Origin of the sequence: Nitrospira sp., from assembly GCA_024998565.1 — a bacterium.
GTDB lineage: Bacteria > Nitrospirota > Nitrospiria > Nitrospirales > Nitrospiraceae > Nitrospira_A.
The window spans coordinates 660,618-676,380 of the sequence record JACOEM010000001.1 but is presented as its reverse complement, the minus strand read 5'-3'; the positions used below and the strand labels follow the sequence as shown (position 1 = coordinate 676,380).

General features: G+C 58.0%; 14 protein-coding genes. 5 read left to right on the top strand and 9 right to left on the bottom strand.

What is annotated here, in order from left to right; genetic code table 11:
* Positions 1-22: 22 nt before the first annotated feature.
* Together H8K11_03455 and alaC are read right to left on the bottom strand one after the other, a co-directional pair.
* Positions 23-1,336, bottom strand: a complete 1,314-nt coding sequence (locus H8K11_03455) for a homoserine dehydrogenase (protein MCS6262789.1) — start codon at positions 1,334-1,336, stop codon at positions 23-25.
* On the bottom strand, positions 1,333-2,529 hold the full coding sequence (alaC, locus tag H8K11_03450; protein ID MCS6262788.1) for an alanine transaminase: 1,197 nt from the start codon (positions 2,527-2,529) through the stop codon (positions 1,333-1,335). Before alaC ends, H8K11_03455 begins: the two co-directional genes overlap by 4 nt.
* Before the next feature lie 301 nt (positions 2,530-2,830).
* Here alaC and H8K11_03445 point away from each other — a divergent pair, with 301 nt between their 5' ends.
* From H8K11_03445 to mutS, 5 genes are all read left to right on the top strand, one after another.
* On the top strand, positions 2,831-3,544 hold the full coding sequence (locus H8K11_03445; protein ID MCS6262787.1) for a pyridoxine 5'-phosphate synthase: 714 nt from the start codon (positions 2,831-2,833) through the stop codon (positions 3,542-3,544).
* Between the two features lie 67 nt (positions 3,545-3,611).
* Complete coding sequence (locus H8K11_03440; protein MCS6262786.1) at positions 3,612-5,168, top strand: NAD(P)H-hydrate dehydratase; 1,557 nt, start codon at positions 3,612-3,614, stop codon at positions 5,166-5,168.
* A gap of 73 nt (positions 5,169-5,241) precedes the next feature.
* Positions 5,242-5,766, top strand: a complete 525-nt coding sequence (tsaE, locus tag H8K11_03435; GenBank protein ID MCS6262785.1) for a tRNA (adenosine(37)-N6)-threonylcarbamoyltransferase complex ATPase subunit type 1 TsaE — start codon at positions 5,242-5,244, stop codon at positions 5,764-5,766.
* Positions 5,763-6,107: a LapA family protein gene (locus tag H8K11_03430; GenBank protein MCS6262784.1), complete on the top strand. Its 345-nt coding sequence runs from the start codon at positions 5,763-5,765 to the stop codon at positions 6,105-6,107. Before tsaE ends, H8K11_03430 begins: the two co-directional genes overlap by 4 nt.
* Positions 6,100-8,748, top strand: coding sequence for a DNA mismatch repair protein MutS (gene mutS / locus H8K11_03425; GenBank protein MCS6262783.1), 2,649 nt, complete (start codon positions 6,100-6,102; stop codon positions 8,746-8,748). The genes H8K11_03430 and mutS overlap by 8 nt, the downstream gene beginning before the upstream one ends.
* Before the next feature lie 105 nt (positions 8,749-8,853).
* Here the strand turns inward: mutS and H8K11_03420 are convergent, their stop codons facing one another.
* From H8K11_03420 to rbfA, 7 genes are all read right to left on the bottom strand, one after another.
* Positions 8,854-9,528 (bottom strand): hypothetical protein, encoded by a 675-nt coding sequence (locus H8K11_03420; protein ID MCS6262782.1) that lies wholly within the window; start codon positions 9,526-9,528, stop codon positions 8,854-8,856.
* 60 nt (positions 9,529-9,588) lie between these two features.
* A complete protein-coding gene (locus tag H8K11_03415) occupies positions 9,589-10,101 on the bottom strand; it encodes a hypothetical protein (protein MCS6262781.1) in 513 nt (170 codons plus the stop codon).
* A gap of 373 nt (positions 10,102-10,474) precedes the next feature.
* Positions 10,475-11,728 carry an insulinase family protein gene (locus H8K11_03410; protein ID MCS6262780.1) on the bottom strand — a complete coding sequence of 418 codons (1,254 nt, stop codon included), beginning with the start codon at positions 11,726-11,728 and terminating at the stop codon, positions 10,475-10,477.
* 6 nt (positions 11,729-11,734) lie between these two features.
* Positions 11,735-13,852, bottom strand: a complete 2,118-nt coding sequence (pnp, locus tag H8K11_03405; protein MCS6262779.1) for a polyribonucleotide nucleotidyltransferase — start codon at positions 13,850-13,852, stop codon at positions 11,735-11,737.
* 195 nt (positions 13,853-14,047) lie between these two features.
* Positions 14,048-14,317, bottom strand: coding sequence for a 30S ribosomal protein S15 (rpsO, locus tag H8K11_03400; GenBank protein ID MCS6262778.1), 270 nt, complete (start codon positions 14,315-14,317; stop codon positions 14,048-14,050).
* 6 nt (positions 14,318-14,323) lie between these two features.
* Positions 14,324-15,355 (bottom strand): tRNA pseudouridine(55) synthase TruB, encoded by a 1,032-nt coding sequence (gene truB, locus H8K11_03395; protein ID MCS6262777.1) that lies wholly within the window; start codon positions 15,353-15,355, stop codon positions 14,324-14,326.
* Positions 15,356-15,358: 3 nt separating this feature from the next.
* Entirely contained in the window at positions 15,359-15,757 is a 399-nt protein-coding gene (gene rbfA / locus H8K11_03390) for a 30S ribosome-binding factor RbfA (GenBank protein MCS6262776.1), read from the bottom strand.
* Positions 15,758-15,763 lie beyond the last annotated feature (6 nt).

Here is a 15,763-nt window from a genome sequence, read left to right as displayed (position 1 = left end):
TCAGCAAGCCGGAGAGCCCCCTTCATTCATCCCGCCCTTCGACCCTGATCAGCGTCGTGGGCTCGGAGATGTAGGACATGGGGTTGATTTCACGGAGCGCGTTCTGAATGTCCCGCTCCTTTGCCATATGTGTCATGATGACGACCGGCACCGTCTGCCCCTCTTTGCGTCCCTGCTGCAACACCGACGAAATGCTGATCCCATAACGACCCAGGACTCCGGCAATCTGCGACAAGACGCCCGGCCGATCGACCACCATAAAGCGAATGTAGTAGAGCGAGGTTATTTCTTCCATCGGCCGCATGCGCAACGGCCGACGCTGATCGGGCTGATAGGATGCAGGCGGGACACGCCCGGCGGCATCTTTGAGGAGATTGCGCGCGATGGCCATGACATCGCTCACGACCGCACTTCCCGTCGGCATCGACCCCGCGCCCCGACCATACAGCACCACATCTTCGACGGCATCGCCCACCAGCTGGATCGCATTGTAGACACCGTCGACCTTGGCGATTTGGGAAGCCGACGGCACCATCGTCGGATGCACGCGTGCCTCGATCTCGCCCTCGGAGTATTTTGCGATCGCCAGCAGCTTGATGGTAAACCCGAACTCCTTCGCGTAGGCAATGTCGAGCGGCGTGAGCCCGGTGATACCTTCTGTGTAGATCTCTTTGAAATTGACAGGCGTGCCGTAAGCCAGACTGACCATGATGGTCAGTTTGTGCGCCGAATCAATGCCCGCCACATCGAACGTGGGGTCGGCCTCTGCGTAGCCGGCACGTTTCGCCTCCTCCAACACCACGTCAAAACGCTGCCCTTCACTGGTCATCCGGCTGAGAATATAGTTCGAGGTGCCGTTGATGATGCCATAGATCGACTGAATATTATTCGCAGCCAATCCTTCCATCAATGCGCGGATGACTGGAATTCCGCCGCCCACGCTCGCCTCGAAGCCGAGGTCGATGCCTTGACGCGACGCCGCGGCAAAGATCTCTTCACCATGCACGGCCAGCAAGGCCTTGTTGGCCGTGACTACATGTTTACCACGCTGAATGGCATCCAGAATCACGCGCTTGGCGAAGTCATAGCCGCCGATCAATTCGATGACGATATCCACCCGTGGATCCGTGACGACTTGCTGAATATCCGTCGTGAGCACGCCCGGAGGAATCGCAGTGCCGCGATCGCGCGTGATGTCGAGGTCCGCGATGCGAACCAGCTTGACGGGCACGCCCACCCGCCGACGAATCAGCTCAGCATTTTCGATCAGCACCCGAGCCACACCGGTGCCGACCGTTCCAAATCCGATTAACCCGACGCCGATCTCACTCTTCATGATTCCTGGTCATCCAAATTCAGCACTTTGCGGATCCCGCGCAAAGCCTGCCGCGTGCGATGTTCATTTTCCACCAGCGCAAACCGCACGAATTCATCTCCACCCTCTCCGAACCCGATTCCTGGCGACACCGCGACCTTGGCTTCCCGAAGAAGCAGCTTCGAAAACTCCAGCGATCCCATATGCCGGAACGGGTCCGGAATACGAGCCCAGACGAACATGGTCGCGCGGGGTAGTGCCACCGGCCAGCCGATACGATTCAGCCCGTTCACAAGCACATTGCGACGGTTTTGATACCGCTGCACGACTTCCTTGACGCAGTCCTGTGGGCCATTCAACGCCACCGTACTGGCAATCTGAATCGGCTGAAAAATTCCGTAGTCGAGATAGCTCTTCAGCTTCGCGAGCGCGCCGACTACTTCGCGGTTACCGACGCAGAATCCGACTCTCCAGCCGGGCATGTTGTAGGCCTTGGAGAGGGTATAAAACTCCACGCCCACATCCTTCGCTTCCGGCACCTGTAGAAAACTCGGCGCCTTATAGCCGTCGAACGCGATATCGGCATAGGCCAGGTCATGAATCACAATCACGTCGTGTTCCTTGGCAAACGCGACGATCTTCTTGAAAAACTCAAGATCGACCACGGCGGTCGTCGGATTGTGCGGGAAATTGATCACGAGAATACGCGGACGCGGGAGGGTTTGGCGATAGACACGCAACAGGTCGTCGAAAAAATCGCTGTCCTGCCGCAGTTCAATCCCGCGCACTTCCCCGCCGGCGATGATAAAACTGTACATATGGATGGGATAGGTGGGCGTGGGCGTCAGCACCACATCGCCTGGCCCGATCGTGGCCAGCGCCAAGTGGGCAATGCCTTCCTTGGAACCGATCGTCACGATCGCTTCGGTCTCGGGATCCAAATCCACATCGTAATTGCGCTTATACCAACCGGTAATCGCATGACGCAGCTTCGTGATCCCGCGAGAGGCCGAATAACGGTGATTCTTGGCCTTCTTCGACGCCTCGATCAACTTGTCGACGATATGAGGCGGCGTCGGCTGATCGGGATTGCCCATGCCGAAGTCGATGATATCCTCGCCCCGCTGACGCGCCTCAAGTTTCAGGGTTTGTACTTGTGCAAATACGTAGGGGGGAAGTCGTTTAATGCGGTAAAATCCGTCGCCGATCGCCATGAATTTGTCAGACTCCTACAGGCGGGTCCTCTGCCGAACAGATTCGGTCGCCATGCCTCTGAAAGGGGCGTATTTTAATGGAGGCCTCAAAACGAGTCAATTTCGCTACGATTGTCAGGACTTGGGCACGAACGCCCTACCGTGGTCACACTCAAAACAGTGAGGCTTCCCACAACCTGGCTCCTTGCTCCCCCATACCGTCTTCTGTTAATAATGCCTCAGTAACGAGAGAATTGTCTATGAATTTCGACCAGTTCCGAAATCTTTCTCCTATGATATGCAGGGAAATCGCGGAGGCGTAATGGCTCGACTGGGTGTAAATATCGATCATGTAGCGACACTCCGGCAGGCGCGCGGAGGGACCGATCCTGACCCGCTGACCGCAGCCCTTCTTGTGGAATTAGCCGGGGCGGATGGCCTGGTCGTGCATCTGCGGGAAGACCGCCGGCATATTCAAGATCGAGACCTCACCATGCTGCGGGAAATCGTGCGAACCAAACTGGACCTGGAGATGGCCGCCGACGACGCCATGGCCAAGATCGCCCTGAGCGTGAAACCGGATCTGGTGACACTCGTCCCGGAACGCCGCCAAGAACTGACCACCGAAGGCGGCCTCGATGTCGCCAACCACCGCGATCGCATTCAGAAAATCGTCGATCTGCTCCGGGACGGAGGCATCCCAACAAGCCTGTTTGTCGAACCGAGCCTCGACCAAATCAAGGCGGCGCACAAAATCGGCGCAGCCTATGTCGAGTTACATACCGGCCGCTACTCCAACGCCAAGCGGTCGAAGGAGGAAGACGAGGAATTCGAAGCCATTACCCAGGCAGCCAAACTGGCCTACAAGCTCGGCCTCGGCGTGAACGCCGGGCATGGCTTGACCTACAAAAATGTGAAACGACTCGCCAAGTTGCCCGAGATTGTGGAATTCAACATCGGCCACAGCATCATCGCCCGATCCGTCATGGTCGGATTGGTCCAGGCGGTGCGCGAAATGAAAGAATTAATAGCCTAATTCGAACAGCACCACGGCACGGGCTCTCAGCCTCGCCGCGAGAAACCGACCGGGAGTCACAGAACATATGATACCGATCGTAACCGCCGAGCAAATGCGAGCCCTGGATCAGCGGACCATCACGGAAGCCTCAGTGCCGTCCCTGACGCTGATGGAACGAGCCGGAGCGGGGGTCGTCACCCAACTCGAAGCCCGGTACGCCCCACTCGCCGAAAAATCGGTCATCATCCTCTGCGGCAAGGGGAATAACGGGGGAGACGGTTTTGTCGTCGGGCGGCTGTTACGACGAAAACAAGCCCGCGTCCACATCCTGCTGCTCGCGTCCCCCGACGATCTCAGTCGCGATGCAAAGACGATGTACCAGCGCTTTCTCCGGTCGGCAGGGAAATCGGCCGTCACAAGCCCTACTGACGTCGAGGCCATACAACGGCGGTTGGCGAGCGGCGATATTCTCGTCGATGCGATTCTAGGCACCGGCCTCTCCACCCCCGTCACCGGACTCTATCGTGATGCGATCGAGGCCATGACCGCCTCAGGCCGCCCGACCGTGGCCGTCGATCTTCCATCAGGCCTGCATGCCGATACCGGAGCGGTGCTGGGAGCCGCCGTACGCGCCGATCTCACGGTGACCTTCGGGTTACCGAAAGCAGGACTCTATAGTGGATCCGGCATCGATTGCGCCGGAACGGTTCGACTCGTGGATATTGGGATTCCCGCCTCGTTTGTCGACTCCGTCGGAAGTCGGCTGATGCTGCTGACCGATAGGGCCATGCGCGCGGCACTCCCCCCACGACGCCCCTCGGCACACAAAGGCACCTACGGCCACCTCGGCGTCATCGCCGGCTCGGTCGGCAAGACAGGCGCCGCGGCCATGGCAGCGCTCTCAGCCCTGCGCATCGGAACCGGCCTGGTGACGGCCGCGATCCCGTCGAGCGCCAATGATATTCTGGAAGCCAAACTCCTCGAAGTGATGACCCTCCCGATGCCGGAGACCAAAGCCCGGACCTTCGCGCGTTCCGGCTTGGAACGCTTGCTCGCGTTCGGCGGCGCCAGGGATGCCGTCGCGATCGGACCGGGCCTGACCACCCATCCTGAGACCGTCGAACTGGTGCAGGAATTCGTGAAGCGAATCGACAAGCCTTGCGTACTCGATGCCGATGCATTGAATGCATTGGCAGGAAAGTCCTCGCTACTGACCGAGTGCAAACGACCACCGATTATCACCCCTCATCCCGGCGAGATGGCCAGATTGGAAGCCGAGGCGACCACACAATCAGTCAATGAAGATCGTCTTGGCACGGCAACGAGATTTGCGCGGGAACGCGGCGTCTTTGTCATTCTCAAAGGGGCCCGCACGGTGATTGCGCGCCCGGATGGCCTGGCAGCCATCTGCCCGACCGGCAATCCCGGCATGGCCACCGCGGGAACCGGTGATGTCTTGACGGGCATGGTCGGCGGACTGCTCGCTCAAGGCTTGGCCCCTTGGGACGCTGCCTGTGCCGCAACCTACTTTCATGGTCTGGCCGGAGATTTGGCCGCCCAGCATCTCGGCCAAGCCGGCATGATTGCGAGTGATCTCATTCAGCACATCCCCCATGCCCTCGCGCAGACCACACACACCTAAGCCGTTGCCATCGTCTGCGGCACCTGTCGGCCCGCTACAGGCGGGGCGTCCCCCTGTCGGCAAACCGTGCCGTATGGTGCTTCGATCTCCACAACAGACACACCGCCTGGGCCGCTGCCTGGGCGCACTCCTCCAGGGCGGCGAAGTCCTCGCCCTGTTCGGTGAACTGGGAGCAGGCAAGACCTCGCTGGTCAAAGGCATCGCAGACGGACTGCTCGCCGAACCAACGGACGTGAGCAGCCCCACATTTACACTGATCCACGAATACCAAGGACGCCTTCCACTGGTCCACACCGATCTTTACCGGCTGACCGCCGCTCAACTCGAAGACACCGGTCTCAACGACTACTTAGACGGCCATACCGTCACGGCCATCGAATGGGCCGACCGATGGGGCGACGACCTTCCGGCGGACCGGCTCGATGTCCACTTGTCGCACCGCCCTCCGGCAACCCGCCGCGCAATTCTCACCGCCAGAGGCCCTGCGGCACGGCGTCTGCTGGACGCACTCCGCGCGCGCCTCTCCTCGGATCGCCCCACTAGAGCGGCTCGGCAAACCCGTGTACAATTGAGCCGGCCAAGGAGGGCCCCGCATTGATCCGATTGATATTGGTGGGAACGCTGCTGCTACTCGCGCTGTCGTTTTTTTTGCAGAACCAGGAGCAGGAAGTCACTCTGCGGTATTTTTTCGGTCTTCGATCCGCCTCAATCCTGATCTATAAACCGATTCTGGCGGCCTTCGGCGTCGGGTTGTTAGTGTCCGGAATTCTGCTGTTTCCGGCCTGGGTGCGCGGCCGCATCGAACTTCGGCGAAAAACCAAGGCGCTGCAGGAGGCCGAGGTAGATCTGGAACGCCTCCGGCAGGCCCTCGACAAAGCCGCCCGTCGCGTGGGGACGTCTTCGGACATTCCGGCGGAGGGAGAGCCTTCCGATGGGTGACGCCGACGGCACACCATTGATGCGGCAATACCGCGACATCAAGCAGGCCTATCGCGATGCCATCCTCTTTTTCCGTGTCGGCGATTTCTATGAAATGTTCCAGGAAGACGCGGTGGAGGCGAGCAAGCTTCTCTCCATTGCGCTGACATCTCGCGATAAATCCAGCGAGACCCCCATCCCGCTCTGCGGTGTCCCCTATCACGCCGCCACCAATTACATCGCGAAACTCCTCCGTGCGGGACGAACCGTCGCCCTGTGCGAGCAGGTCGAAGATCCCAAACTCGCCAAGGGTCTGGTACGCAGGGAGGTCGTCCGGCTCTATACCCCCGGCACACTCATCGACAGCGAATTCCTTCCCTCCACGGAATCCAACGTGCTGGCCGCGGTATCCGTGCGCCTTCGTTCCGCAGGGACTGGACTCAAAGAATGTTCCTACGGCCTTGCTACGCTTGAAGTCTCAACGGGAGACTACTGGCTCAGTGAGTTTCATGGGCCACAAGCAGAGGCCGCGTTGCGGGACGAACTGGCGCGCCTTGAACCGAAAGAATTGCTGTTTCCAGAGGATCTCTCCCCGGGCAAACTACAGTGGACTGCCGATCTGACCGGTCCCCGATGCTGCACGCAACCTGCAACCTGGTTCGACCAGGAGCAAGGTCGCATCGCGTTACAGGAACAGTTTCACGTACATTCCCTGGAAGCCTTCGGCTGCCACCTCCTCACACTGGGCATTCAGGCCGGGGCAGCGGTGTTGCGCTACGTCAGGGAGACCCAACCGTCGGCTCCGCTCGACCATATCCGTCCGCCACGCGTGAGACAGGATCGTGACGCCATGCACCTGGACAGCGTCACCATCCGTAACCTGGAACTCGTCAGGCCTGCCGGTCGCGCGGAAGAATCGTCGAACCAGTCCGCCTATACATTATTGGGCGTTCTGGATCGTACCGTCACCGCCATGGGAAGCCGGTTGCTCCGTGAGTGGCTCCTGCGGCCATTGGTCAACAGTTCGGCAATCGAGGTCCGACTGACAGCAGTTGACGAACTCAAACGACAGATCGACGCACGAGTTCGCCTCCGAACAGCCTTGCGAACCGTCCAGGACATTTCCCGTCTCTGTAGCCGCATGTCCCTCGGAGTTGCCAATCCGCGAGACGTCCTCGCGCTGAAGATTTCGGTCTCTTCGCTCCCCGCCATTCAGTCCGAATTATCCGCGCTCGATTCTCCACTCATCGCCGACCTGAGGTCGTCATGGGACAACGCTCAGGATCTCTACGAATTGATCGAAGGAGCCATTGAACAGGAGGCGCCCGTATCAATTCGCGACGGCAGCATCCTGAAGAGCGGCTTCCACCCCGAGGTCGATGAGCTTCGAAAGGCAAGCCGGGAGGGCAAAGGCTGGATTGCCGGCCTGGAAGCCAAAGAGCGTGAACGGACCGGCGTTGAGTCGCTTAAAATCAGATACAACCAAGTCTTTGGGTACTATATAGAAGTCACAAAGGCCAATCTCGGGAACGTACCGCCCGACTACATCCGCAAGCAAACTCTGGTCAATGCCGAGCGCTTCATGACTGCCGAGTTGAAGGAACTCGAAGAGCGGGTCACGGGAGCCGACACAAAACTGACCGCCCTGGAGCAAGCACTGTTCGAACAAATCCGGACACGACTCGCTGCGGAAACATCCCGTCTTCAGGAGATCAGCCGCCGATTGGCCACCCTTGATGTAATCGCCGCCCTCGCGGAAACCGCCGCGCTCAATCGCTACGCGCGACCAACCGTCGACGAAGGTGATGGACTTCATATTATTCAAGGACGACACCCGGTCGTCGAACGCCTTGAACTTTCCGGTGGATTTATCCCGAACGATACCCATCTGGATCTGGCTACCAGCCGGCTGCACATTCTGACCGGCCCCAACATGGCCGGGAAGAGCACCTACCTCAGACAGGTCGCTCTGATTGCCTTGATGGCGCAGATGGGGAGCTTTGTCCCCGCCACGGAAGCCCACATCGGACTGACTGATCGCATTTTCACCAGAGTCGGCGCCTCCGACAACCTCGCAGGTGGCCAGAGTACCTTCATGGTTGAGATGACGGAATCAGCCCATATCCTCAACTGCGCCACACCTCGCAGCTTGATCCTCCTGGATGAAATCGGACGCGGCACGAGCACCTACGACGGGCTGAGCATTGCCTGGGCAATTGCAGAATACATCCAGGATCCTCAGCGTCTCGGCGCGCGCACGCTCTTCGCGACCCATTATCACGAAATGACCCAATTGGAGAGTCTACGAGAAGGGATCACGAACTATTGCGTTGCAGTTCAGGAGCGTGATGGGAAGGTACTATTTCTGCGTAAGATTATTCGTGGAGGCGCCGATCGCAGCTATGGAATCCATGTTGCTCAACTGGCAGGTCTTCCTGAACAGGTGATACATAGGGCCAAGACCGTCCTTGCTCAACTTGAGTCCTCTTCGTCATCCGGACGGCCAGTGCAGGAGAACCAGCAGTCGCTTCAATTTGATGCCACGCTCCCGGCGCCTCATCCTATGCTTGAGGAGGTTCGCCAAATGGATCTCTTCTCCATGACCCCCCTTGATGCACTCAATCGGCTCGCTGAGCTGCAACAACGGCTGCTGAAGGAATAGTCTTTCCCGCGGCTTAGACCGTTCTTCCTTTGATATCCCAAATAAAAAGGCGGCATCCCTTCCGGAATGCCGCCTTCTCACTTCAGGCCAATGGCCTTTTACTACTCAGTGATGTCCACCACCCTGATTGTACTTCGCTGTCCAGGGAATCAGGTTGGCAAGCGGCTTGCCATTGGGCAATAACACATCATACTGCATCAATACCTTATCTCCATCAGGAGACTTCGGGGACGTGTTCAGCAGCGTCTTCGCGGCGTGGCAAGGAGCATCCACTTCCGTCTTCCCTTCACATTCCTTCAAACGAAGGGACGAGATGCTCTTTGGCTTACCCATTTCGCCGGCATTCTCGGGCAACTTCTTGACCGATGAAATCACGCGGCGATTCTGCTCGACTTCCTGGGCCACAAATTCCACGAGAGTGGTCGGGGATCCAGGAGGAACTTCCTTCGCTGCAGCCGGCCCGGAATGCGCACGCGCCATGGACTTCAACTGTTCCCACACATTCTTGTCAGCCGGATAAAATTTGAGGTTCTTGCCTGGGTGCACTCTCTGCCACCACAGACCGCTCTCGGCGTTGCCGCCGAACACAGCGATGTTGAGCCAGACCGCTTCATCGTACGGATCAAGAATGATGACACGCCCCTGCAGCGTGGTGGGCTTGCTCAGATCTCCCCACTCGAATCGTTCCTGGAACGCCTCAATGGCCAGCGCAGTGGAGGTAAATCCTACCACCAAAGCCACGGCAGCCATAAAGGTCCACCCCTGCTTTTGAAGCTTCATAATCACATCCTCCTTAAAGAAGACAAAAATGTCTCAAGAATGTCGCCTCGCGTATAAATTCTATTTCAAGACCTTAAATCCGGTAATGGTCCGACCGTCAAGGGTCACTTCCATCGCGACGAGTTCCTGCGATGCCTTGATGATTTGATCCATCAAACTCTTATCCTTCACAGACAAACGGACTGTGGTCGCTGCATGATACCAGCCGGCGTAAGGATTGTTCTTGTCCGTACCACCGGTGAATCCCCAGCCGCAGCAGGTAAACAAAGGATCCGGCGGCTTGACGTCCATTTGCGTTGAAGAGCGGCCACCGCCCTCACCAGAAGCTGGATCACCAGTATTCCAGTACTGGATGCCGAAGAGCAATTCGGTATCAGGATTGTCTGCCCATTGCGACCACACCCGACCTTTCAAAGTATTGGTGGGCTCACCCTTAAAAAACTTTCCGCTGCCCGTGGTGACTTCGCTCGGTCCGCCCCCGGCTGGAGCATCGGCCGCCAACGTAACACCGGCGGTCAACAAGCCGACAACGGAGGAGACTGCAAGTGCGGCTAGAATTCCGACCCTATTCATAACCCTACCCTCCTTGGAAAAATGATGACCAGAGAACCGTTGAATCACAGTATCCAAAAAAAGAGTTCAGAAAAAAACAAAAATCCAGAGAACGCGCTAGGAGGAGGAAGTGCGACGCACACCCCCTTTCTCTCTGCTTACCTTCCCCTGTAATGCAGCCGAAATAAATTCAGACTTATATGATGAAAACGCGGCCATGGTACTTAAATCCACCAAACGTGTCAAGAAAATGTTTTACCGAAATCCAACCATCATTACCACTTGAAATTAAGCGGCGTTTCAACTAGTTAGCCCTGTGATCGCGCTCAAATCACCGCAATTCACGGCTTGACCAGCGCGTGCACCCGCCTACAGATACCCCGCACCTGACCGGTTATGACGCAAACGACTGCAGACTCTTCGTCGGAATCGGGCCAAGTGCGGTAATTGAAAGACAGCGCTGATCGAGTAACGTTTGCGCCACCCGATACACTTGATCGGTGGTCACACGATCGATTTCCGCAATCATCTGCTCGAGCGACACGTGATTGCCCTGCGTCAATTCGTCCTTTGCCAACTTGCTCATGCGGCTGTGCGAACTCTCCAGGCTGAGCATCAGACTGCCCTTCATTTGATTTTTGACCCGGGCTAAATCTTTCGCATCGATTCCATGGGTCCGGAGCTTCTTCAACTCCCGGCAGACAACTTCCACGACACGCTCAACCTCTTTCGGGCGCGTACCCGCATACACCGTGGTCATTCCGCCATCGGAATAGGTGGACAAGAACGAATAGATCGAGTACACGAGCCCACGCTTTTCCCGCACCTCCTGAAAGAGGCGCGAACTCACACTCCCGCCCAACACCCCGTTGAGCGCATGCGCCGCATATCGATCCTTATGCCCGGCACTCAGACCCTGAAGGCCCAAGCACAGATGGACCTGCTCAAGAGCTTTGCGCTTAACCAGCACCCCACCTTTCACCTCAGGCGGACGACGGCTTGGCTGGGCGGCCACACCTTTGTGGGAGTCGGAAAAATACCGCGCCAACAACTGCTCTAAACGGCGCCAGGTAAAGTTGCCGGCCACCGCAACGACCGTGCGCTCCGGATCGTAGTGCGAACCAACGTACGACACCAGATCGTTCCGTCCCAGAGCTTGAATTCTCGGTGCCTGCCCCAGGATCGGCCGGCCCAAGGGATGGCTTCCCAGCGTATGCTTCATGTGAAGCTCTTGAACCAGATCCTCCGGATCATCCTGAACCATCCTGATCTCTTCGAGCACCACCTGCTTTTCTTTTTCGACCTCTTTCGACTCAAACCGGGACCGATAGAACAGATCCGAGAGCAGCTCCAACGCTGCCTCCAACTGTTGATCCAGCACCTTCACGTAAAAGGTCGTCGTTTCTCGGGTGGTGAACGCATTCATCTCACCCCCCAGCGCATCGATCTCGCGGGAAATCTGCGTCGCCGTGCGGCTGCGCGTTCCCTTGAAAAACATATGTTCCAGGAAGTGAGACAGCCCCTCTTCCCCCGGTTGCTCATCGCGCGATCCGACGTTGACCCATATACCGATCGTGACGGACTTCAACGTCGGCAACAGCTCGGCCACAATGCGCAACCGGTTATCGAGAACGATCTTGCGATACACGATCGATTATCCCGCGGGTGTTGGTTCGGTGGCAGGTGAACCAGCCGGTGCCGGCATGGCTTCCTTCCGGCTCAAGCGAATCTTTCCCTGCTTATCGATTTCCAGCACCTTCACCATCACCTGATCGCCTTCGGACACCTCGTCGGTGACCGCCTTGACGCGATGATGGGCCAGCTGGGAAATGTGCACCAAGCCGTCCGTACCGGGAAGCACTTCGACGAATGCGCCGAAGTCCATAATCTTGCGGACCGTTCCGAGATAGATTTTGCCGACCTCGACTTCCTCGGTCAGGCGCTTGATCATATCGATAGCCTTCTGTGCCGATGCTTCATCGGAAGAGGCAATCGTCACATCGCCGGTGTCTTCGACATTGATCTTCACACCGGTCTCCGCGATGATGCTGCGGATCATCTTTCCACCCGGGCCGATGACATCGCGGATCTTGTCTTGCTTGATCTTCATCGGGAATATGCGCGGAGCGAACGCTGACAGCTTGGTACGCGGTTCGGTCAACGCCTGGGCCATACACCCGAGAATGTGTAACCGACCCGCCTTCGCTTGAGCCAGCGCTTCACGCATCAATTCGGAGGTAATGCCGCCGATCTTGATATCCATCTGAAGCGCCGTCACGCCGTTTTTGGTTCCCGTGACCTTAAAGTCCATATCGCCCAGGTGATCCTCCAATCCGAGAATATCGGACAGAACCAGCACCTGATTGCCTTCCTTGATCAACCCCATCGCGATCCCCGCCACCGGCTCCTTAATCGGAACGCCCGCATCCAAAAGCGCCAACGTACCGCCGCACACCGTCGCCATGGAAGAAGATCCGTTCGACTCCAGGATTTCCGAAACAATCCGCACGGTATAGGGGAACTTGTCCTTGCCGGGAATAATCGACTTGAGCGCGCGCTCGGCAAGGGCCCCATGGCCGACCTCGCGGCGGCCGGGCGACCGCAACGGCCGTGCCTCACCCACACTGAAAGGCGGGAAATTATAATGCAGCATGAAGGTGCGCATGTATTCGCCCTCCAAGGCATCGATGCGCTGCTCATCGTCGGTTGTACCCAGCGTCACCACCGCCAAACTCTGGGTTTCTCCGCGGGTGAAGACTGCGGAACCGTGTGCACGCGGCAGGACTCCGACTTCGCAGGTAATCGGTCGAATGTCCGCCGGACCACGCCCGTCGGCACGCACCCGCTTTTCGAGAATCATGTTACGAACTTCTGTGTACTCCAGACCATGGAAAATAATCTTCACGTGCCGGTCCCGATTCGGCTCGTCCGACTTGAGCTTCGCAACCGTCTCGGCCAACACCTGATCCAGGCGTTCCTGCCGTGCACTCTTATTGGGGATGAGGATGGCTTCGCGAATCGGCCCGGCCACCAACGCCCGCACCTGCTCGGTCAATGCGGCGTCGATCGCCTCCTGCACCACGACCCGCTTCGCCTTGCCGACCAACTTGCGCAGTTCTTCGATCTTCGCGACGATTTTCTTAATTTCGCTGTGCGCCAGTTCGATAGCTTCGAGCATGGTCGCTTCCGGCAATTCATTGGCGCCGGCTTCGACCATCATGACCGCGTCGGCAGTGCCCGCCACGACGAGATGAAGATCACTGGTTTCCAGGGTTTCCAGATCGGGGTTCACCACGAACTGCCCGTTCACCCGACCGATCTTCACACCGGCGATCGGCCCGTTGAAAGGAATCGACGAGACCGCCAAGGCCGCGGAGGCTGCGATAATGCCGATGACATCCGACACGCCTGTCTTATCCGCAGACAAGACCGAGGCGATGACTTGCGTTTCGAAGTAATAGCCTTCAGGAAAGAGCGGGCGGAGCGGCCGGTCAATCAACCGGCTGGTGAGCACTTCCCGCTCGGAAGGCCGACCTTCCCGCTTAAAATAGCCGCCCGGAATCTTACCGGCCGCATACGTCTTTTCCTGGTAATCCACGGTCAGCGGAAGAAAATCCACTCCCGGTTTGGCATTTTGTGACGCAACGGCCGTTGCGAGCACAACAGTATCACCGTACGTGGCCCAGATAGCACCGTCCGCCTGCTTCGCGATGCGTCCGGTCTCCAGCGTCAACCGGCGCCCGGCCAGCTCAATGTCTACAACATGTTTCATCTATGGTCTCCTCCGTTTAAATCCCACAGATGCCCACAGAGATAAGTTCAACCGGCTACCTGCACATTCAACGATAGCCCCTGCCCTCGTCTGAATGTCGACCCGTGTCGTTGAACTTGTTTCAGTGTTCACCTGCGGGGGCAACACATGGTTCGGCCGCCACCCACGCAGGTGGCAGCCGATTCGCTCACACGACTACTTACGAATACCCAGGCGCTCCAGAATGGCGCGATACCGGGCTTCTTCAACTTTTCGGAGATAGTCCAACAACCGACGACGACGTCCGACCAACGTCAACAGCCCGCGCCGGGAATGGTGGTCTTTCTTGTGTAGCTTGAAATGTTCCGTCAAATACGTAATCCGGTTCGTCAGGATCGCAATCTGCACTTCCGGAGATCCGGTGTCCTTGTCATGCTTCTGGAAACCCTTGACCAATTCCGTTTTCACTTCTTTTACCAGTGCCATACGTCTCTACTCCTCTATTGAGTTCGCGATACTACCACCCTGTGATTCTTCTGTGACCAATACCTTCGATACAGCAATCGATTGCGCATTCGCCGCCGGCGCCTCGACATTCATGCCCTCCGGCATCGTGCCGATGGCTAATAACCGCCCCGCTCCGTCCTTGATGCGAATGGCCCGATTCGCCCCCTCAGAGAGAGGCGAGGACAGACCATGCCAGGCCAGCACTTCTGAGTTAGGAACCGGCATGCCGTGCAGGACCCGTCCGGCCGTCGCCGCTCCCACGATGCACGCCGGAAGTCCGAGCAGCGCTTGATCCAACGTCAGCATCGACGCCGCCAGCGTGCCTTGCTCCAACCGTGATTCGACTTCGTCCACCGTCAACGCCTGGTCCACAGTCAGCGGTCCCACGCGTTCACGAACCAACGTCGCCATATGACCGCCAACCCCTAACTTGTCCCCGATATCCGCGCAGAGCGTTCTGATATAGGTCCCTTTGGAGCAGGCCACCCGGAGTGTTACATCGGGAATCTGAATATCCACGATATCGAGGCGAAAGACGGTGACTTCACGAGGCTGTCGAGACACTTCTCGCCCGGCTCGCGCCGCTTTGTATAAAGGAACTCCCCCGACTTTCACTGCAGAGTACATGGGGGGAAGCTGGTGAATACGCCCCTCGAACTGTGCTACCACTTCACGGATACGGGCTCCCGTCAACGACTCAATCGGTGAGCGCAGGAGCACTGTCCCGGTGGCATCTTGCGTGTCGGTGGTTTCACCAAGTCGCAATCCGGCGAGATAGGTTTTGTCCCACTCCAGCAAATACTCGGCGATGCGCGTTCCACGCCCGACGAGCAACGGCAGGACACCGGTCGCCGCCGGATCCAGCGTTCCGGCATGGCCCAACTTCATGCCGCGCAACTTCCCACGAATGCGAGCCACCACATCGTGCGACGTCCACCCGGCTTCCTTGCGGACGTTCAACACTCCGTCCTGAAGCACAGTAGTCGCGCGTGGCTCCATCGAGGCGATCATGGTCATTTGCTAGACATCGGTGTGGGGGGTCTCTGCCAACATCTCTTCGTGGGATTGATCGCGGTGCAGTCCATCCAACAGCTCCAGGACTCGGTCAGCTCTAGGGCCACTGATGTCTTTCATAAAGATCAGCTCCGGCAGGTATCGTAATGCCAGACGCCGTCCCAACTCCGCCCGAACGAAACCGCTGGCCTTCGCCAGCCCGTCGAACACCAACCGCTCATCTTTATTCTGCTCCATGGTCGTCACAAAGACGCGCGCGATGCGAAGATCTTTGGTCAACTCCACATCCGTCACGGTAACCGAGCGGACGCGGGGATCTTTGATCTTCCGCATCAGGATGTCGGCCACTTCCATGCGAATCTGGTCTGCCACACGATCGGCCCGGCTGTACGTCGATTTGGTCATGACGCC

Excerpts from the sequence above, each read along its gene's own strand:
- rpsO (MCS6262778.1), bottom strand. The coding sequence starts at position 14,317 with ATGGCACTGGTAAAAGAAGTGAAAACGGAATTGGTCAAGGGTTTCCAG.
- pnp (MCS6262779.1), bottom strand. The coding sequence starts at position 13,852 with ATGAAACATGTTGTAGACATTGAGCTGGCCGGGCGCCGGTTGACGCTG.
- tsaE (MCS6262785.1), top strand. The coding sequence starts at position 5,242 with ATGGTGCTTCGATCTCCACAACAGACACACCGCCTGGGCCGCTGCCTG.
- H8K11_03415 (MCS6262781.1), bottom strand. The coding sequence starts at position 10,101 with ATGAATAGGGTCGGAATTCTAGCCGCACTTGCAGTCTCCTCCGTTGTC.
- H8K11_03455 (MCS6262789.1), bottom strand. The coding sequence starts at position 1,336 with ATGAAGAGTGAGATCGGCGTCGGGTTAATCGGATTTGGAACGGTCGGC.
- alaC (MCS6262788.1), bottom strand. The coding sequence starts at position 2,529 with ATGGCGATCGGCGACGGATTTTACCGCATTAAACGACTTCCCCCCTAC.
- H8K11_03420 (MCS6262782.1), bottom strand. The coding sequence starts at position 9,528 with ATGAAGCTTCAAAAGCAGGGGTGGACCTTTATGGCTGCCGTGGCTTTG.
- H8K11_03440 (MCS6262786.1), top strand. The coding sequence starts at position 3,612 with ATGATACCGATCGTAACCGCCGAGCAAATGCGAGCCCTGGATCAGCGG.
- truB (MCS6262777.1), bottom strand. The coding sequence starts at position 15,355 with ATGACCATGATCGCCTCGATGGAGCCACGCGCGACTACTGTGCTTCAG.
- mutS (MCS6262783.1), top strand. The coding sequence starts at position 6,100 with ATGGGTGACGCCGACGGCACACCATTGATGCGGCAATACCGCGACATC.
- rbfA (MCS6262776.1), bottom strand. The coding sequence starts at position 15,757 with ATGACCAAATCGACGTACAGCCGGGCCGATCGTGTGGCAGACCAGATT.
- H8K11_03445 (MCS6262787.1), top strand. The coding sequence starts at position 2,831 with ATGGCTCGACTGGGTGTAAATATCGATCATGTAGCGACACTCCGGCAG.